Annotated in this window: 20 protein-coding genes; 10 read left to right on the plus strand and 10 right to left on the minus strand. The window is 41.2% G+C overall.

What is annotated here, in order from left to right; translation table 11 throughout:
- Positions 1–32: 32 nt before the first annotated feature.
- Positions 33–2,270, minus strand: a complete 2,238-nt coding sequence (locus J8L86_RS16815; protein ID WP_211031078.1) for an acyl-CoA dehydrogenase — start codon at positions 2,268–2,270, stop codon at positions 33–35.
- A gap of 434 nt (positions 2,271–2,704) precedes the next feature.
- Here J8L86_RS16815 and J8L86_RS16820 point away from each other — a divergent pair, with 434 nt between their 5' ends.
- Together J8L86_RS16820 and J8L86_RS16825 are read left to right on the plus strand one after the other, a co-directional pair.
- Positions 2,705–3,346: an SOS response-associated peptidase family protein gene (locus tag J8L86_RS16820; RefSeq protein WP_211031079.1), complete on the plus strand. Its 642-nt coding sequence runs from the start codon at positions 2,705–2,707 to the stop codon at positions 3,344–3,346.
- Between the two features lie 396 nt (positions 3,347–3,742).
- Positions 3,743–3,970, plus strand: a complete 228-nt coding sequence (locus J8L86_RS16825; protein ID WP_065109997.1) for a cytochrome c3 family protein — start codon at positions 3,743–3,745, stop codon at positions 3,968–3,970.
- Positions 3,971–4,142: 172 nt separating this feature from the next.
- Here the strand turns inward: J8L86_RS16825 and J8L86_RS16830 are convergent, their stop codons facing one another.
- Positions 4,143–4,772 (minus strand): DsbA family protein, encoded by a 630-nt coding sequence (locus J8L86_RS16830; RefSeq protein ID WP_065109996.1) that lies wholly within the window; start codon positions 4,770–4,772, stop codon positions 4,143–4,145.
- Between the two features lie 173 nt (positions 4,773–4,945).
- On the opposite strand from J8L86_RS16830, the gene ppiC reads away from it, so the two are divergent.
- The 4 genes from ppiC to J8L86_RS16850 all read left to right on the plus strand — a co-directional run bounded on the left by ppiC (position 4,946) and on the right by J8L86_RS16850 (position 9,496).
- On the plus strand, positions 4,946–5,224 hold the full coding sequence (ppiC, locus tag J8L86_RS16835) for a peptidylprolyl isomerase PpiC (protein WP_065109995.1): 279 nt from the start codon (positions 4,946–4,948) through the stop codon (positions 5,222–5,224).
- Positions 5,225–5,367: 143 nt separating this feature from the next.
- A complete protein-coding gene (locus J8L86_RS16840; protein WP_065109994.1) occupies positions 5,368–6,030 on the plus strand; it encodes a sulfotransferase family protein in 663 nt (220 codons plus the stop codon).
- A gap of 123 nt (positions 6,031–6,153) precedes the next feature.
- Positions 6,154–6,885: a DUF2057 domain-containing protein gene (locus J8L86_RS16845; protein WP_065109993.1), complete on the plus strand. Its 732-nt coding sequence runs from the start codon at positions 6,154–6,156 to the stop codon at positions 6,883–6,885.
- A gap of 157 nt (positions 6,886–7,042) precedes the next feature.
- Positions 7,043–9,496, plus strand: coding sequence for a penicillin acylase family protein (locus J8L86_RS16850; RefSeq protein WP_065109992.1), 2,454 nt, complete (start codon positions 7,043–7,045; stop codon positions 9,494–9,496).
- Here the strand turns inward: J8L86_RS16850 and J8L86_RS16855 are convergent.
- Positions 9,493–10,455, minus strand: a complete 963-nt coding sequence (locus J8L86_RS16855) for a TDT family transporter (RefSeq protein ID WP_065109991.1) — start codon at positions 10,453–10,455, stop codon at positions 9,493–9,495. The genes J8L86_RS16850 and J8L86_RS16855 overlap by 4 nt on opposite strands.
- A 191-nt stretch (positions 10,456–10,646) precedes the next feature.
- Here J8L86_RS16855 and J8L86_RS16860 point away from each other — a divergent pair, with 191 nt between their 5' ends.
- Positions 10,647–11,537, plus strand: coding sequence for a LysR substrate-binding domain-containing protein (locus J8L86_RS16860; RefSeq protein ID WP_211031080.1), 891 nt, complete (start codon positions 10,647–10,649; stop codon positions 11,535–11,537).
- 122 nt (positions 11,538–11,659) lie between these two features.
- Here the strand turns inward: J8L86_RS16860 and J8L86_RS16865 are convergent, their stop codons facing one another.
- On the minus strand, positions 11,660–11,950 hold the full coding sequence (locus J8L86_RS16865) for a hypothetical protein (protein WP_065109989.1): 291 nt from the start codon (positions 11,948–11,950) through the stop codon (positions 11,660–11,662).
- 213 nt (positions 11,951–12,163) lie between these two features.
- On the opposite strand from J8L86_RS16865, the gene J8L86_RS16870 reads away from it, so the two are divergent.
- A complete protein-coding gene (locus J8L86_RS16870; RefSeq protein WP_269454735.1) occupies positions 12,164–12,547 on the plus strand; it encodes a DCC1-like thiol-disulfide oxidoreductase family protein in 384 nt (127 codons plus the stop codon).
- A gap of 11 nt (positions 12,548–12,558) precedes the next feature.
- On the opposite strand, the gene J8L86_RS16875 is transcribed toward J8L86_RS16870, so the two are convergent.
- The 3 genes from J8L86_RS16875 to J8L86_RS16885 all read right to left on the minus strand — a co-directional run bounded on the left by J8L86_RS16875 (position 12,559) and on the right by J8L86_RS16885 (position 14,910).
- Complete coding sequence (locus J8L86_RS16875) at positions 12,559–12,933, minus strand: hypothetical protein (protein WP_055024855.1); 375 nt, start codon at positions 12,931–12,933, stop codon at positions 12,559–12,561.
- Positions 12,934–13,072: 139 nt separating this feature from the next.
- Positions 13,073–13,831, minus strand: coding sequence for an alpha/beta hydrolase (locus J8L86_RS16880; protein WP_211031081.1), 759 nt, complete (start codon positions 13,829–13,831; stop codon positions 13,073–13,075).
- Between the two features lie 59 nt (positions 13,832–13,890).
- Positions 13,891–14,910, minus strand: coding sequence for a M14 family zinc carboxypeptidase (locus J8L86_RS16885; protein WP_211031082.1), 1,020 nt, complete (start codon positions 14,908–14,910; stop codon positions 13,891–13,893).
- A gap of 234 nt (positions 14,911–15,144) precedes the next feature.
- On the opposite strand from J8L86_RS16885, the gene J8L86_RS16890 reads away from it, so the two are divergent.
- On the plus strand, positions 15,145–15,633 hold the full coding sequence (locus tag J8L86_RS16890) for a hypothetical protein (RefSeq protein ID WP_211031083.1): 489 nt from the start codon (positions 15,145–15,147) through the stop codon (positions 15,631–15,633).
- A 66-nt stretch (positions 15,634–15,699) separates the two neighbouring features.
- Here J8L86_RS16890 and J8L86_RS16895 read toward each other — a convergent pair whose 3' ends face one another.
- Entirely contained in the window at positions 15,700–16,131 is a 432-nt protein-coding gene (locus J8L86_RS16895; RefSeq protein ID WP_211031084.1) for a PACE efflux transporter, read from the minus strand.
- A gap of 143 nt (positions 16,132–16,274) precedes the next feature.
- Here J8L86_RS16895 and J8L86_RS16900 point away from each other — a divergent pair, with 143 nt between their 5' ends.
- Positions 16,275–17,189, plus strand: coding sequence for a LysR family transcriptional regulator (locus tag J8L86_RS16900; protein WP_211031085.1), 915 nt, complete (start codon positions 16,275–16,277; stop codon positions 17,187–17,189).
- A 28-nt stretch (positions 17,190–17,217) separates the two neighbouring features.
- On the opposite strand, the gene J8L86_RS16905 is transcribed toward J8L86_RS16900, so the two are convergent.
- Together J8L86_RS16905 and J8L86_RS16910 are read right to left on the minus strand one after the other, a co-directional pair.
- Positions 17,218–17,760, minus strand: a complete 543-nt coding sequence (locus J8L86_RS16905; protein ID WP_119969093.1) for a response regulator transcription factor — start codon at positions 17,758–17,760, stop codon at positions 17,218–17,220.
- A gap of 13 nt (positions 17,761–17,773) precedes the next feature.
- Positions 17,774–19,024, minus strand: a complete 1,251-nt coding sequence (locus J8L86_RS16910; RefSeq protein ID WP_211031086.1) for an ATP-binding protein — start codon at positions 19,022–19,024, stop codon at positions 17,774–17,776.
- Positions 19,025–19,286: the final 262 nt, after the last annotated feature.

Here is a 19,286-nt window from a genome sequence, read left to right on the forward strand (position 1 = left end):
GGCTTTTTATTTCAACGTAATGAAACGAACAATTAATTAGCGATTTTTAAATCCGCTTTATCAGAGATAAGATTTAAATCAAAATCAAACTCGTCAACACGGATCGCACGTTCACGTTTTAAGTTGTAATCTTGCAGCAACTTATGCTCGTCTGCACTAATGACTTTGGCATCTAATGCATTATCAAGGGTAATTGAAAAACGAACACCCGCTTTAAATACACGTTGTTTAAGTGCTTTTTTGACTTTAGCAAGCAATGGTAAACAGGTCATTTTAGCAAGGTAAGCTTGTTCATTAATATAATTACCATCACCAGCTACTGGTTTAACAAGATGCGTCAGCTGCTTTTTGAAAGCAGTATCTAGTTGCGCTTGTTCAGCTAATTCACGTACTAAATCATCGTTCACTTTGACCATTTTGCCTGAGTAAGTCATGGTAATTAAACGCATAAACTGGCGTGTTGGCTTCGATGGGAAATTCTCAAGGAAAGACAACAATGCTTCTTCCGCTTTGCATAATGCCCAACGCGTTGCGTATTCAAAATAAGGCTTTGCTTCGTTACGCTCATCAGTTATCACTTTTTGCTCGTAAAAACGAATTGATGCCATTGCAGCGTATAAATAACTCATCACATCGCCTAAGCGTGCTGACAGCATTTCAGCTTGTTTCAGCTTACCGCCTAATACAAGTAACGAGAAATCGGCATATACAGCGAGTTTTGATGCCAGCTTATGCACCGACTTTTCGTAACCAACAACCTCAGGAAGCGTTGATTGAGCTGGCGCAGTAAATGGTAATAAACCTAATTTAAATGCACGTAGGCTGTTTCCAACACTGTAACCAATGGTTTGTCTGAAGATACGATTAAAGGTTTTATCCGCATCGCTTGCATCACTGTGAATAGACTCAACCATGCTTTGTAAATGAGGATGACAACGCATCACACCTTGACCAAAAATCATCAAATTACGGGTTAGGATGTTAGCGCCTTCGACCGTAATCGCAATTGGTTGTGCAACATAACCAGATGCTAGCGTATTTTGAGGACCACGTTGAATCGCTTTACCCGCTTGAATGTCCATCGCTGAATCTAAAATATCACGGCCTAACTCAGTCATATGGTATTTCGCAATCGCGGTGACGACTGATGGCTTTAATCCAAGACCTAAGCCTTCCGTTGTCAGCACTCGCATCGCTTCTTGCAAGTATGTTTTACCAGCAATATCAGCAAGCTTTTCTTGAATACCTTCAAACTTACCGATTGATAAACCGAATTGTTCACGTACCGCAGCATATTCAGCAGACGACTTAAATGAACATTGGCTCACTGATACACCTAATGCAGGCAACGAAATACCACGGCCAGCACCTAAACAGCTCACAAGCATCTGCCAGCCACGACCAATATTGTCTTGGCCGCCAATAATGAAGTCCATTGGAATGAATACATTTTCACCACGTGTCGTACCGTTATAAAAACGACAACCCATTGGATCGTGACGATTACCTAATTGCACACCTGGATGTGCCTTTGGGATCAACGCACAAGTAATACCAAGTTGCTCTTTACCACCTAATAGACCTTGAGGATCTTCAACCTTAAATGCTAAGCCTAATACTGTCGCAATAGGCGCTAGGGTAATATAACGTTTGTCCCAAGTTACCGATAAGCCAAGTACTTCTTGACCTTCGTACTCGCCCATAGTGACAGTACCTATATCTGGTATACCACCGGCGTCAGAACCTGCTTCTGGACTTGTTAATGCAAAACAAGGGATTTCTTGCCCGTTAGCTAAACGAGGTAACCAAAAGTCACGTTGGCTATCTAAACCGTAATGCATTAACAACTCACCTGGGCCTAGGGAGTTAGGTACCATTACTGTTACTGCAACAGCTGAGCTTTTCGCCGCTATTGTCGCAACAATGGTTGAGTTAGCATATGGACTAAACTCGAGTCCACCGTATGATTTTGGAATAATCAGAGAGAAGAATTTATTTTCTTTTAGGAAAGTGAGTACGTCTTCAGGCAAATGCTTCCCGTTTTGAATATCGAAATCATCGACCATTTCAATTAAGGTTTGCACAGGGCCATCTAAGAAAGCTTGCTCTTCCGCCGACAGGGTCGCATTAGGAATGTCACGCAATGCAGCAAAATCAGGAATACCTTGATAGATAGAGTCTTCAAGCCACACGTCACCAGCATCTAACGCTTCTTGTTCAGTCGTTGAAATACTCGGCAGTACTTTTTTAAATGTTGTTCTTATGCTCATAGTTCATACTCATCAGACCAGAATAATAGTGTGCATTACGTCACAAAAAACAAATTAGATCAAATATTCTAATTCAAAAATAAAGCCTTTATTTACAGTAACAAAGCAGCTAACAAAAATAATTACCAACTTTTCATAGACTTACACATGTACGCTGAAATGAAAAAAAATTAAAAAATTTATACGCTCGTTTGAATTTTTGCATTTTTTAAGCAAAAACGATGCTATTTAGGCTGAGACATTTCAAAATAGCGAGTCAAAAATAGGAAGAGATTATTGACTCAATGACGCGATTAAATTTGAACAATACGCAATGAGCCCTGTCGATGAGATTAACGCAAACCTTACATACATCGCCGAAAATGATTGGAAAAATAACCAACAGCAGCTTACAGTGATAACGTGCCAAAGTATGGGAACTAAGGAGACAACCAATGTGCGGTAGAATTGAGGTGTTACTAAGTGGAATGCAGTCGACCTTAGACAATCTATTCGAGCAGCCGCTGACGATTCAAGATAACCTTGATTTACGTCCCACCGATCCCATTACGACGCTTAGTCACCGACAAGGTAAAATCATTTCTAGCCAGCAGCGATGGGGAATACAGCCTGACTGGTCTAAAAAACTGATTATCAATGCTCAGGCTGAAACCGTTTCACAAAAGCCCACGTTTTCTAGCGCATTTGCTCAGCATCGCTGCATTATTCCTTGCAGTGGTTGGTTTGAATGGCGACAAGAACCGACAACAGATTTATTGAGCCATGACCAAGAACTGGCAAACGGCGCTGATACTCCCTCTATTTCAAGTCAGCAACAAAAGCACAAATACCGCTTTTCTCATGCGAGAAATAAGCCATTATTCATGGCTGGCGTGATGTATCCCGATCAGCAACAAGTTGTGACGTTAACGATTAAACCCAATACTAAGTGTGCTCAGTATCACCACAGAATGCCCTTATTTATCGCCTCAACTCAGATAAATCATTGGCTAACTCAGCCAGCCGACAATCTGTCTGAACTCATCAATCCATTGCCTGAACATTGGATTAAAATCACTGATTCAACACAAATTTGAAGTCCAACCATTACTCAAAACACATTTAAAAAATGTAGAATTTTATTAAGCAGATCACAACCTTGAGAAATAAGTATGCTAGAAAATGCAAAATACTGGCTTTGCAGGCCATTTTAAGTTTCAATTAAGTTAAATCAATAAGATGGTCGCTGAGTAAAGTACTTGGAATTTAAGAAAGCGCTTAAGATTCTGGACAGAAATCAGCCTTTTTTCATTTTATTAGATTGCTTTAAACAATAAATTAAAATGTGCTAACCAATTTTCAGTGTTCTTAGTTTTGAAGTAACGGATTTATTTTCATTAAGATAGTTGTACATTGATTATGCGCGATTTGTTAAGGCCTAATTTGGCACTTAGCACGGGCGATAAAGCCCCTTAACTGATGATGGAGTTACTATGAAATATTTAGCTATGATCGCTACACTAGTTTTCGCTAGTTCTGCTTTTGCTGTTGATTGTGTAGATTGTCACGAAAAAATCAACGTTGAAGAGCATGCTGAGATGGAAGCAAACATCGAAACTTGTAATGATTGTCACAGCTTTACTGACGCTCACGAGTTAGATGCAGACTTGCACACTCCTGACCTAACAATCACTGAATGTGCTGATTGTCACGAGCTTTAATCTCGTATAAACCTTGATTTACAGCAACTGTCTTTTACCAGATTTGACGTTGCTCGTTCACTAAATCAAGTGTTATCTCTGTAAGAGAATAAAAACCAGTTGATTGCTCAGCTGGTTTTTTTATATCCCCAATTTAAGCTGGCCTTAACCAGCACATCAAGCTCCCCACTTTCTAAACCATCAATGCCTTAATTTCATTAAAGGTCACTTGCGCTTCCCGATAATCGAGCGCAATAGGGTAATTTCGCCCTTTATATTCGAGCACTAATGATGGAAAGCCTCTTATTGGCAGTTGATGCACTACGGTGAGCTCAGCCATCAACCTTTGATTTACTTCATCAGACATGATTGCTTTGCTAAAAGCAGCGCTTTCAATGCCAATACTGTCTGCTGCCTCCACTAAAGTATCAATATCTGATGGATTTTTTGCTTCTAAATAATAGGCAGTTTGAATTGCCAGTATCATTTGCTGCTCAAGGCCATGGTCTCTGGCAACGATACAGGCGCGACATGCTGGATAGGTTGAACGTCTAGGGCGACACACTTGCCAAAAATCGTGATTGAACTCAGTGCCTAATTGCGCTGCAATTTTATGCCAAGTTTGGCTCAAAAAGCCCTGCATCTCATCAGGCATGGGTACGTCAGAATCTGCTGCTAATCCCCCTAGACAATACTCAATCTCGATATCGTTACCATGCTCTGCGATTAACTGTTTGAGTGCTATCCAAGCGGGTCGATACCCCCAGCACCAACTACACATAGGGTCGTACACATATTTAAGTTTTGCGGTATTAGAAGTCATAAAACACGCTTAATTATTAGTTTATGAGGGCTAGTTCTCGAGCTTAAAATATCCTTGCTCTATCTACAACATAACGGATAAGGTTAAAGTGTAACGCCATTTGTAGCCGCTCATAGGCAAATCACGCTATAATCCCGTCATTCATCTCCAACCCGTCAAAATGAGTATTTATCATGGCCAGAACAGCGGCTGCTTTGCACATTCTCGTTAAACATAAGCAACAAGCAGAAGATTTAATCAAACAACTCGAGAAAGGCGCCAAGTTTGATGTGCTCGCCAAAAAACACTCTTCGTGTCCATCGGGTAAAAATGGCGGTAACTTAGGTGAGTTCAAAAAAGGTCAAATGGTACCTCAGTTTGATAAAGTGTGCTTTACAGGTGAACTCATCACACCTCACCTTGTTAAAACCAAATTTGGTTGGCATGTCATAAAAGTGCTGTACAGAACCTAAGTTAAGGTTCGGCTGGCTACTTATTGATAGTTGCAATGCCTAATACAGCAAGCAGTGACGTCAAATACAAGCAAAAAAAGTGACAGTCATTATGGTACTTGCCCACCCTCCCTATATCGCTCTTTGCCAACCTGAGTGCATTTATGAATAAAGTTTTTATTATTGGTTTGCCACGTACTGGCACCACCAGCGTCAGTGTTGCATTATTAGATTACGGGTTTAAAGTCGCCCATATTGGGCTCACTAAACGTGCCTTTGAAGTTGCTGATGTGGTATCCGATGTACCTTGCTTTTGTGATTATCCCCAATTAGACAAGCTGTTTCCTGATGCCAAATTTGTTTATATCGATAGGCCGCTTGATAAGTGGGTATCCTCAATTCAAATGTTACTCACTAAAATGAAACCTAACTTGCTAGAAAAGACTGGCACGTTTCATCCAATATTAAAACGTAGCTTTAAACAAACTTTTGGGGATATTAACGCTGACAACTTACTCGATGAAGCACGGCTTAAAGCATGCTATCTAAGCCATCAGCAAGGTGTATTCAATTATTTTTCACAGCGTGATGATTTACTCACAATTACACTAAGCGAACCAGACAGCCTAACGCAACTACTGCGTTTTATTGGAGTAAGCGAAAATCGTATTAATGCCAGCCTTAACCACAGTTTTCCTGTGTTAAATGTCGGCACGCATGTGGCTAGTTGGGGCGAGCATAAGCACCCTAATAAGGTTAATACTAATTTGGCAGGCCCAGAACATAGAAAGTTCTTTGATTATAAAAAGCTAGGTTTGAGTCATTAATCGCTAAATAACAATTTTGTCATTATGTAACTATCGCAAGATTTGCTATAACTTAACCAGAGCTTTTATACATTAATACAAGGTACAAGCTGCGTTAGCTCCCCTTGCCTAAATGAGAATACTATGACCTCTAAGCCACTTTTCACTACACTCGTTATCACACTATTTTTATCACTCGTCAGCCCTATGTCTTTTGCTGCCAGCATATTGAAATTGCCTAGCAGTGCCGAAGTCAAAGTATTGAATGGCCAGACGTTTGATGGCGGCCGTGAAGTCACTTTAGTAGAAGGCACTAACCAAATCGTGTTTCGCTACGTTATCAATTACCGCGATAGTGGCATGCAAACCCAGTTTAACTCAGACCCTGTCATTTTAACCTTTGATGCCAATAACGCTGAATATGAATTATCGCTACCTAGCATTCGCAATAAAAATGCAGCGAATAAATTCAATAAAACCCCATCAGTCACTCTGAGCAGTAATCAAAGTAATTCAGTGGCATATCAAGCCGACATTTTACGTAAGGATGGATTACAGCTAGGTCGAGATTATCAAGAAGAATTACTCACCTACAATCAAACACAACAGCTTGCCTCGGTTGCTGCATTTGCACCAACGAGCACAGTACCGACTAACACAGTATCAACTAATACAGCATCAACTAATACAGCATCAACGAACACTGTACCGACAAACGTAGCGTCAGCCAGTACAGTTGCGCCTGCTCAACCACAGGTGATTACCCCAAAAACAATTGCTGAAGACCAAGCTGAAATCAGTGAAATGCTGGATTACTGGTACAACAAAGCCAATGCAGAAACCAAAGCGAAGTTTAAAGCCAAAATAAGTCAGTAACGCAACCCGCCTTCTTCGAAACCGTTAGCTTTACCCAAAAGTGAGGCTAACTGATTCTTTCTACTTTGCTTTTTTACACACTATATTCAAAAATCACTTTTAACAATTCGATAACCTTGGTTATGATAGACAGGTTCACTTTACTGGGTAAGAAATCATGTCTTTTAGCCTTAACCGGGTTTTACAATCTAAGTTCACCAAATATTCACTAGCCATAGTGTTATTGCTAGTCGGTATTATCATTCTGGCTATTTATAGCACCCTGCGTTTAAGCATGCCCTCGTTATCAGCCACGGTAGTGAGTGACGACATTTCAGCTCCACTAACCATTGAACGAGACACATTAGGCACCGCAATCATTACCGCCAGTAACCGCAAAGATGCGGCCTATGCTTTGGGGTATGCACATAGCCAAGATCGATTTTTTCAAATGGACTTATTACGCCGAAATGCAGCTGGTGAATTGGCTGAAATATTTGGCAAAGCCGCACTTAAATTGGATAAAAACAAACGTTTTCATCAATTAAGAATGCGAGCACAAAACATTTTTGAGCAACTACCACTACAAGATAAAGCCATGCTTAGTGCATATACCCAAGGGGTAAATCATGCATTAGCAGAACAAACTGTGCGCTCATTTGAGTACTTGCTAACACAATCTAGCCCACGAGAATGGCATGAAACTGACAGCTTGTTAGTGATTTATAGTATGTACCTAGATTTACAAGGTAATACAATTAAACGTGATATGGCGTTAACCCAATTGCAGCAAGCCTTTGGCAACGAAATGGTCGATTTTTTAATCCAGCCAAGTCATCACCAAGCCGCCTTAGATGACAGTCAAATACCGCTGTATCAAGGAGATATTCCCGCTCTCGAGGACGATATTTTACTGAGTGCGATAACTCAGACGATTGAAGAGCCAGTAGAAGTAGGCAGTAACAATTGGGCAGTAACGGGGCAATTAACCGATTCCGGCCGTGCCATGCTGTCCGATGACATGCATTTATCCTTTGCGGTACCCATTATTTGGTATCGTGCACAACTCAATTACCAAACAAGTGCAGCTCAAGATTCAGCAAAACCTAATCCACCTATTTCAGATAAATCATCACACCAAATCACGGGAGTAAGCCTTCCGGGCGCACCTGCGATAGTCGTTGGTTCTAATGGCAAACTCGCTTGGGGCTTTACCAACAGTTACATCGACACGGCAGACTGGATTGAAATTAGCCCAGATACAGCAATCGATATTGAATATGAACCTATCGAACTGCCTAACGATCAAGTGAACTATACGATTCAAGTGAGTGAATTTGGTCCAGTAAAAACAGTAGCGGGCGTTAATTATGCACTCTCTTGGGTGGGGCATGCTGATTACGCGGTTAACATGGCGTTATTGTCATTAGAAACCGCAGAGACTGTTGAACAAGCCAGCACACTTGCAACAGAAATGGGGATCCCAGCACAAAATATGTTGCTGGCAGATAATCAAGGTAATGCAGGCTGGACAATCGCAGGGGCAGTTCCCGCTCGTGACAACCCTTCGAATACAGCCCAGTCACCAAGCAATTTTCAATCTTCAAAATGGCAACTGCAGCAAGCCGTTATGCCTGAGGTGATAAATCCAGATAACCAACGTATATGGACAGCAAACTCTCGCGTTTTATCTAGCGAAGAGCAATTACGCTTTGGAGATGGTGGTTATGCGCTTGGCGCTCGCGGCGTACAGATACGTGATCGCCTATTAGCAAATTCCAACTTTAACGAAGCCGATTTTTATCAGTTACAGCTCGATAATGAAGCACTTTTTTTAGCACCTTGGCAGCAATATTTACTGCAAATATTGAGTGAATACCCTGTCGAATATGCCGAAGACATAAAACTGATTGCCAATTGGGGCCACTGCGCTTGTGCTGATTCAGTGGGCTACACATTAGTCAGACACTTTAGAACGGCACTAATAGACCAAACATTTGCCCCTATCGAAACAGAGCTCAAAGAAAGAGAAAGCAGCTTGTCAGTGATAAAACGATACCTTGAAACCCCTATGTGGCAAATCATCGAGCAGCAGCCAGCCAGTTGGCTACCTAAAGCTCAACCTCATTGGCAGGCCTTTGCACTAAGCGCATATAACGATGCCAAACAGGCTTTATTCGCCAAGTATAGTAAGCATCAAAAGCTATCAGATCTACGCTGGGGAAAGGTCAACCAACTGGTGATCCAACACCCTTTTTCAAAACAGATCCCTCAACTCAGTCGTTGGTTAGATATGCCAAGTGTTGACGGTTTTGGTGATAGTTTTATGCCTGCAGTTCAAGGTAAATCGTTTGGCGCTTCACAGCGCTTTATTGTACAACCAGGTGCTGAGCAAGATGCAATTATGACCATACCGGGGGGGCAATCGGGTCATCCTTTATCGCCTTACTACCGAAGTGGTTATCAGCAATATGTGACACATCAAAATACACCATTATTACCTACTGAGATTGAGCACACCTTGATGATTGAGCCATTGAAAGATAATCATGGTTCATTAACTGAAACCGATATAACTGAGGCTCAATCAGATACCCAAGATAGTGAAGCCGTTAAGTCAACGGCAGATTAAACCGTTAAATGACGCTGGCCGTTAAAAAAGTACGCATATCTGATTGCCACATAACTCACCGCTAGCGTAGCAATGGTCAGCTCAATCGTTGCCAGTAACTGTACTTGCTGAATATATTGACTGGCCATGCCAATGCTTTGCATCCATTCAATCATCTTAAATAACGCTGTCGCACCAATCACCATCGGGAAGGTAAAAGCCGCATAACCTGGGCTAAATGGGAGCTGCAGTAATTTGAAAAAAGCTAAGTAAATAATCGCTGTCATCAATACGCCAATACCAAATAGTAAAGCAACAATAAGTGGTGATGGTGACGCTGTTACCGTTAAATATCCCGCTAACGACAAACTGGCAGGCGCGGCCAAAATGGCAATTGTTGGTTTCGCGGCATCTGGGACTTCATGGGTGAACATTAAGCGATAAATCATCATCGGCAGCATTACTGCATAAGCCAACATACCAAATATTAATGCCGAATTTGCCAATAAACTAAGCGCCCCTGTACCTGAAAACGATACGTCAGCAACGATAATTCCAACGGGTGGCACAAACCAACTTGGTACCATGTGGTGGAGCTCAAAATCCTTTGCGCGATGATAGATAAAGGTGACTAAAAAGACGACATGTAACCCAAGACCCACAAGCCATAAACTATCACCTAAAATCAGTGAGTAATGCCCCAACGCATTTGATACGACCATCAAGGCCATCGCAAAAGTTGGCACAACGCTGCCGACCACAGGATGAGCTAAATCAGCTTTAAGGGTGTCAGAATGAATTAAATATTTTACGGTCAACACCAGCAGCAACACACTGGCTAGCAAGGCGCCAAGTAACTGGCCATATCCTTGAATGTCTGCAAAATTTTCCCAGCACCAACCTAAACTCGCAATGCCAAGTGCAAGACCTGCCATAGGAGTTGGTGCTGCAAGCAATTTAACTTTGGCGGTTTGTAACATAATCACCTCAATGTCGTTGACCTGCTTGCTCAAAAACCATTGGAGCAAACGAGCTGTCTTTTTCAATTAAGTTGATCTTACGCTTGCTAAACGTTTATTTATATCTAACAATTTAAAACCGAGGTTAAGATATACTTAACGATTAAGGTAACCGTTTATAATAAGGTTTATAAACCACTAAGGCTCACGTTATGTCAGCACATATCTCGTTTAAACAGCTCAATGTTTTCAATGCGATTACTCAGCACAAAACGCTCACCGCTGCTGCTGAAACATTATTTGTCTCAAAAGCGGCTGTCAGTTTGTCGTTAGCCGAACTAGAAAAACAACTCGGCCACCCATTATTTGACCGAGTAAATAATCGCTTAATCTTGAATCAAGAAGGCAAAAAATTACTCCCCTTGGCCGATGAGTTAATTAACCGCCTACAACACATCAATCATGTGTTTGACCAAGACCAAGGCTTATCAGGCGTTTTACGGGTCGGAAGCAGTGACACCATAGGTAATCATTTATCGCCGAGTATATTAAGCGGATTTAAGCAAATAACACCCCAGCAAACCCAAAGTTTATTTGTCTCAAACTCTGCACATATTTGCCAAAAACTCATTGATTATGAACTCGATATTGGTCTTATTGAAGGTAAGCCACATCACCCTGACATCATTGCGGTGCCTTTTAGTGGCGATGCCATGTGTATTATTTGTGCTCCATCGCACCCATTAGCAGCAAAAGAACATGTTGCATTATCAGAACTTGAAAACAGTGAGTGGGTACTCAGAGAGCAAGGCTCAGGCTCCAGGGACAGTTTTATTCAAAACTTAGCCCCACACATTAAACAATGGCATCAAAGTATTGAAGTTAATACCACAGAGGCACTGATCAATTCCGTGGCTGCAGGACTTGGGTTTGGCTGCTTATCGAATATCGCAGCCCAGCATGCATTAAAAAGCCAACGCGTCAGCAAGGTGAATGTCCCGATTGAAATGCCAAGAGAGTTTTGGGTATTACTTCACAAAGACAAATATCAGAGCCCGCTACTCAAACACTTTATTGAATATTGTGTCAATTGGGGCAAGTAACAACAAAAATAGAGTTATTGATATAAGGCTTTACCCTCTATGAAATAGGCTGAAAAATATGGTTTTAAGCGAATGGTGATAGCGGTAGAGAGTCAAGAATAGAAGTGCTGTTTTTCGGTAAGTTATTGAAAAATAATATCCACTAAGGCAGCCCCAAACAGCAGTGTCATTGCTAAGCCCATCGTTAAAATGACTTTTTCTATCAATGATTGCTTAGGTTTATTTATTAATACAAAAATGGTGCGGTATAAGGTACTTGGAACCGCAATAAATAAACCGAATATAATCGGTAGCATTCCCACCATAGCCACAAATAATGCATTATTACTCGAAGATAATTGGGTATATAACACCATCCAAATTAATGATACTAAGAATATTATTGCCCCAATTGAAATAGAAAAAAGTGCCATCGCTAAACTCCCTTTAACTGACTACTATGCTTAATTTGTCGTTGTATGAGTTACATCCATGTTTTAATACGCGCTACAAACTCATTTAAAATGAAAACGCCTGAGTTTAGCCAATTAATAATACCTCAGTAAACAACCAAGGTAATATTTCGAGTACAATAATTTTCCCTATAAAAAGACATTAAGGCTCAGCTCATCTCAAAGCATATTATTATCTTCGATGGCGTGTGCAATCTTTGCAATGGTGCGGTTAGCTTTATCATTCAACGTGACCATAAAGATGTGTTTTTGTTCACCCCAATGCAAAGCCAAACAGCACAATCGCTAATCGCCAAGCATCAGTTGGAGGCAGTCAGTAATGATTCATTTATTCTAATCAAAGGTGATAAGTTTTTTTTACGCAGTGATGCAGCGTTAGAGATAACAAAAGATCTATCTGGATTTTGGTATTTATGTAGGGGGTTTAGCGTGTTACCCAAGATAATTCGGGATTACGCCTATCGTTTAGTTGCCAAAAATCGATACCGCCTATTTGGTAAAAAACAGGCGTGTATGGTACCAACAGCTGCTTTACAGCATAAGTTTTTAGACCAATAGTTTACTGGCTATTACTGACTCTCTGTTGCTTTTACCGTTAACCGTTCTTGGTTTGATAATCGAATTTGAATACCATCGACTGTGGTGATGCGCTGGGCTTCAATGTCTTTTTTGCGAACTTGATAGCTAGCAGACATGGCTTCAACTGGAGAGGAAATCGTGACTTCAACGATGGTGTTATCGTCATACCAGGTCCAGCCCCAATATCCAGCAGAGGCCAACATGGATACCGCAATCATGGCGTAAATAACAACACGGCTGAAAAAAGGTGAATTTTCACCTGCCAGCAACTTATCATTGTTGCTCACTTTAGTGCCTCGACCACTGCGAATATAGGCAAAAGCCCCCGCTATAACTAATAACGTGACTAGTATTTTTGTCAGCACATCATCTTCCAATCAACATAACCTAGCTTTGATTATACTGTGTTTTGATTAATTTAACGTTATCTAGCACACAGCAATCAGTAATAAGCAAAAGCAGTGACCTCAAGCAAGGTCGACTCAATTAACGCTAAAGCATAAATCAAGACCTTGATAACGCCATTTCAATAAGCTGTTGTATTTGTTCAGGCTGATCTAGGCTTGCGTCATGGCCGCAGTGATCTACACGCAACAATTCAGTGTGATAAAATTTGGCTAATGCTTCACTACATTTAGGGTTGGCTAACTTTTCTTGATTCGCCACAATAATACTCACTTTACAGTGACCAAACCAAGAACACTGGTAACGAGCAGCTGCATATATCTGCCTTGCGCCATTAAGTACACGGCTATGTAATTGACTACGCATGTTTCCCCAATCTTTAATAACTTTTTCATCATGGGCTTTAGTGACTGTGGTGTAGTTAAGCACGCAGGATTCTACAAAACTTAACTCTTTTGCTTTATGGCGATGCCAAATAGCATTCACTAATGGCATTAACTGAAAGCGCTGATACCAAGGAGATAAGTTAGCTGCACTTGAATTAATCAATACAGCATGACGTACTTGTTTGTGGCGTTGTCTTGCCATTTCTAATGCGATCATGCCCCCCATCGACACGCCAACAACCACTAACTCTCGACTATAATCTGGGTTCTTAGCTAAGCCTTTATCTATTTGGTGCCAGATATCATCGCAATAATCTCGGATATTTAACGGACTATTTCTATCAGCAAGTTCCCCATTGCCAGTGGCATCAGGTGTCAGCAAATTAATGCCCGCTTGACGTAATTGCGTATCAAAGCCATACCAGTGACGACTATCTCGCATTAACCCTCGCAGTAAAACCCACGTTGCCATCGACTACCTCAGTGTGAAATTTAACCTACCAACAAACTATAGTGACACTAATATATCGCTTAACGTTTTTTAGACCAATGCCTTTGTGCATCAGTTTGTAAACCTAAATATTGCTCGGCGCTGATTCCTTCGAGGGTCTGGGAAAAAGCCGCTTCAATCAAAAATTGCATCAATACAACATGACGACGCAATATCCTGTGGTGACGGTGGGGTTTCTGCGGATTAAAATAACCTGAAAAATTAAATATTTGCCGTGGATTCTTTTTTACCCAAGCCCAAGAGCCCATTTCTAATGTCAATGGCACAAAAGGGACTTTAGTGGGATGAGTTTTGGCAAGGTAATCCCAAATGTCACCGTGTGTCTGATAATAGTGACTTTGCGGTGCAACTTTATAATGCCCATGATGCGGATAACCACGGTCGAACAATTGCTTTAAGTGGTAGATATAGCCCATGCCTTCAAAGGGCTTACGAGTATGAGCGTAAGGGAACCAAATATGATCAGCTAAGCCAAAACCAGAGTGCGCATCTAGCGCAATGACACTGGTACTGTTGCCCTGTAACTCGCGCACATAATCGACTAATACTTGAGTTTCTGCCTCCATGCCATTTTGACCACGGTACCAAGGCAACTTGCTACTGATGCGGTGCCCGCCGACTAGGAAGGTGACTTTTTCTTCAGCATCGATGGGAGCATTACGCATCAAGTCAACATGATTACCATTACTGCGTGAGCCTTGTAAAAAGCCCACAGGGTTAGCCACTGGTACAAAAGCTAACCGCACTTGCTTTAACAAGATTTGTAAGTGCTTATCCCACGCTAATCGATTCAATAAACTGTCTAAAAATGACAATACGACTTGGGCGCCAATGCGCTCCACTCCATGAATACCACCAACAAACAACACTGTCGGGCAAGGTGACGCTTGATGCCCAAGCTCAATGGCGGTAATTGAAAGCGGCTTTCCTCGATAATGGGTATCAAATAATGATTGGTGACGAAATAGCCCTTGGTGTTTAGCAATCAGCCGCTGCAAAGTGTCTATTTCAAAAGAATGCTCAAACGAAAACTTTCCCATGTTCTATGCCTAATTAACTTACTTTTGTCACCTTGGCATAAGGTTATTGAGGCAGTAATACAACTTGATGACAAACACAGGTAATGCGTTGAATGTTTTATCGTTAAATGACTCATATCAGCGAGCAAAGTTACATTTCCCCCATACTCAGCTATAGTTGATTGCCATAACAAATTAAATTCACTAAATATTTTCATTTAATTTTTGCAACAGAATTTTCCAAAAGGACTCAACATGAAGATGGATTTTGAAAAAATTCAAATGCTGTATAGCCTTGAAAAAAGCTTATTAAAAACTGAGCTTAAACATCAACGCAAAGCCGCTTTTTTACTGGCCATTGCCATGTCTTTTTTTGCCTTAACCGTATTAGCGCTAAATGTCGCTATTTATCTAAGCATTGCTGACCTAGGCATATATGCACAAAAAGCATGGTGGTTAGTGGCCTTGAACGGCACATTTACAGTTATTCCTGGATTATTGCTGCTTGCCCATTCAAATCATCAACATGATGCCGCTGCTATGGAAATTAGGGATGCACTTGCTGACAGCCTCAAAACAGAACTCACGAACACAGCTGAAGATGTCACCATTACGGTCGAGCGAATGCAGCGCATTGGCAAAGATATTAAAGCCTTTAGTGAAGGAGGAATCGCCGCATTAGTTCCTATTGTTAAGCTGGCTTCTGAAGTGGTCGCAAGTAAAAAAGCCGATGCGCCAAAGTAACACCTTTAGCGCATACAACTAACGACAATATGCACATGCGCTTAGCAAGCGGCAATATCATGATAGCTATAAGGGCCCATGAGCTTGCCGTTTACTGATGATGCTGGCGCGAATATGATCATAAGCATAATTGTAAACATAGGCATAGACTGTGATGAACAAGGTCACACTGATATCTAGCCAAAAAGCCTCTATCAGGCTCATTTCTAAAATATAGGCCATCACAGGAACGGTCAGTATCAATAAGCCACTTTCAAACAAGGCAATTTGTAATACGCGCTGTTTTACGGTTCTCTTTTCACGAGCTCCAGTAAAGAAACGGTCAAACCCAAGATTAAATACAAAATTCCAGCCCATGGCGATTGTCGCAATAGCTATCATTGTTCCTGAAAGGGAAGCCAATTCATGCTCAGTAAACAACATCAATCCAATCACGGAACCAATAATGGCCAAAAACTCAAACAACACCGCATGAAACACACGCTCTAACGTAGACATATTAACCTCTTCTGATGCTATAGATTCGACTCTATAGCTGAAAACAAGCGAGATTATGGCAAGCGTAATCCATCAACAAAAGTTAACAACCATCACGAATAGTGATACCTTAACAGGATTGAGATAAAGATTGAGAGCGGGCAATGTATAGTTTCGAGCAACTAAGAATATTTATTACAGTATGTGAAACAGGGTCATTTTCTGCTGCTGCAAGAAAACTCAACCGAGCTCAATCAGGCATTAGCCAAGCGATCGCCAATTTAGAAATTAGTATCAATCAAACCTTATTTGACCGAAGTGGCAATATTCCAGCGCTGACATCTGAAGGTGAAGCGCTTTTACCTGTTGTAAAGGCATTGATGCTGCAACAACTCCATTTAGAGCAAAAAATTGCCTCGCTTGAGCAGCAACATGAACATGAGCTAGTTATCGCCATTGAAGAAAGTCTAATTAGCCCTGCACTGCTGGGACAACTGGCATTGCTTGCTGATGAGTTTCCTATCACCAATATTGAAATCATTGCTGAATCGACACTAGATATCGGCAAACTCATTGAAGAAGGTAGCGCTCATATCGGCATTGTTTACGCGGATGGTAAAATCCACCATCAAGCTGACTTTACTACGGTGGGTTATACACGTTTCATCACGGTGGCGGCGCCTGAGCATCCGTTATCAAACATGCACGGTATTAAAGATATAGACCTTCGCCATCATCGTCAGGTAGTCCTTCGTGCTACTCAAGGGCAAGAGCTTTGGTTTAGCAATGGTATTAGCTCGCAACATTGGTATGCCAGCAATCACAACATCATTAATGAATTAACTCAGCAAGGCATTGGTTGGTCGATATTGCCTGAGGAGATGGTGCAAAGCGCCATTGAACAAGGAAGGCTTATCAAACTCGATATTGATTACGAACCCAACGGCTGGATAAACACTGTCGATTGCTTGTCTAGTCGCCGCCATCCATTAGGCCCAGTTTATGAACGTGCTATGGTGTTGATTAAGGACTATATGAACCAGCAAAACTTACACAATAACTTCCAAATTAACCACTAACTAAATAAACAATACAAGGAGAATCGTATTAGGCACATCGATTATCCGCTACCGGCTTTTTAAGTAACTTACGCTGCAATGTACGGCGATGCATCCCCAATACTCTGGCAGTTTCTGACACATTACCATTATTATTCGCCAGCACTTGCTGAATATGCTCCCACTCTAATCGCTTCGGACTTAATGGTTGTTCTGTAAATTCAGCTTGAACCTCTGGTTCAACTTCTGCTGCAAGCGCATTTAGCAAGGTTTGCGTATCTACGGGTTTAGCTAAGTAATTATCCGCCCCTAATCTTATTGCCTCAACCGCTGTGGCAATGCTGGCATATCCAGTAAGAAGTACCATTTTGACCTTTGGCAAGTACTGACGTAACGGTTTAATCAGGGTTAAGCCATTGTGATCAGCAATTTTCATATCAAGTAAAATATGGCTCGGCATAAACTGCCTCGCCATGAGTAACCCATTACTGGCATCATGACATTGAACGCATTCAAATCCCTGTTTAGTTAATCGCCTTGCCAAAGTTGATGATAATGCTTGGTCATCTTCAATAATCAGTAATTTGTTCATACTGCACACCACCTTATAAATTATTATTGGTCACAGGCAAGGTCACTGATGCAATCATTCCGCCCTCTTGATGCTGACACAAACTAAACTGGCCGCCCAAACGCTCAAAACTGGCATGACTCAATAACACCCCTATTCCCATTCCTTTTGGATCGCTTACGACATTCTGTCCTAGTTCAGCCAACTGCTGTGCCCCCATACCTTTGCCAAAGTCGCGAATATTAACGCACACCTCTTGTGGAGAAGAGCTCACAACAGTCAGCATCACTTTAGCAAGGTTGATATTTTCAACACTCGCACGGGCTGCGTTGTCGATTAAGGCTAAAAAAGCAGGCAGTACACTGGCATCAGTATTGATTGTGGCTGAATGGAGCAATTCACTTTGCTCAATCACCAATTGCGTTTCTGGCATCAGTAATTGCACTCTATCGCGTAAATCTTCAACAAAATGATGAATAGGTGTGGCAACACGTTTTTGCTCTCTTATCGATTCTGTTGCATGACGCAAATCAGCCAATGTCGCCTCACATCGAAGTAAGGCTTGTTGCATATCAGGTTCGATATCAGTTGCGACACCTTCTTCAGCTAATTCATCAACAAGTAAGCGTAACGTAGCCAGAGGCGTAGCCATTTGGTGTGCTATTTGGGCAGAGGCAGTTCCGAGTGCAAGCAACTTTTCTTGTCTAAGTTGCGCCTCTCGTAAGTAGCTGAGCTGGGCATTTTTTTGTCTGACTCGCTTAGCGATATAACCGACAGTAATTGTGAGCACTAAGGCTGAAATAACAAAATTAAACCACATTCCAAGGTAATGCGAACTCATGTCCATACCATGATGACGGATACGGTTTTCAGGCATAGTAAACATCATCAAGGTATATAACCCAGTAGAGAGAAACGTCAGTACCCACGGTGCCCAGCGAGAAAGGGTGACAGCACCTATAGCAATGGGTAATAGCAATAATGATACAAACGCATTCGTGGCACCACCTGTATAAAACAGCCAGATAGCCCAGAACAATGTATCTAACAGTAAGGTACTAAATAAAATGGAAGGTGTATTAATACATTGGAATCGATATCGAAAGCAGGCAACGACATAAATGAACTCGACTAAAAGTACATAGCTCAACTCTTTGGGCGGCCAAGTCAAATCGAATAACTCTGTGCCGAAAAAAATCAGCCCTAATTTCAATAACCAATTAATGAGTCTAAGTAGTGCGAGTTGCTCTTTGTTCCTTTCAAAGCCACTTGTTTTTTCAAACATGAATACTTCGATACCTTTAAATAGCATAGATAAGTACCAAAGATTTAATCACGAACCCAAAAATAAAAACGCTACTCAGTCGACTTTTATGCCTCATCAATTTTAAAAATCGTTACCTAACACCACAAAAACAACAAATATGTAATTTACATAACATACACAGGCAAGAGAAATAATTAAACTGACCGAAATCAAAGAATATTTTTTAATCAATTTTTATAATAAAAACCAATACTAAGCGTTAAAAACCAATTATCAGAAT

Source organism: Shewanella sp. MMG014, from assembly GCF_018100775.1.
GTDB classification, from domain to species: Bacteria; Pseudomonadota; Gammaproteobacteria; order Enterobacterales; family Shewanellaceae; genus Shewanella; species Shewanella japonica.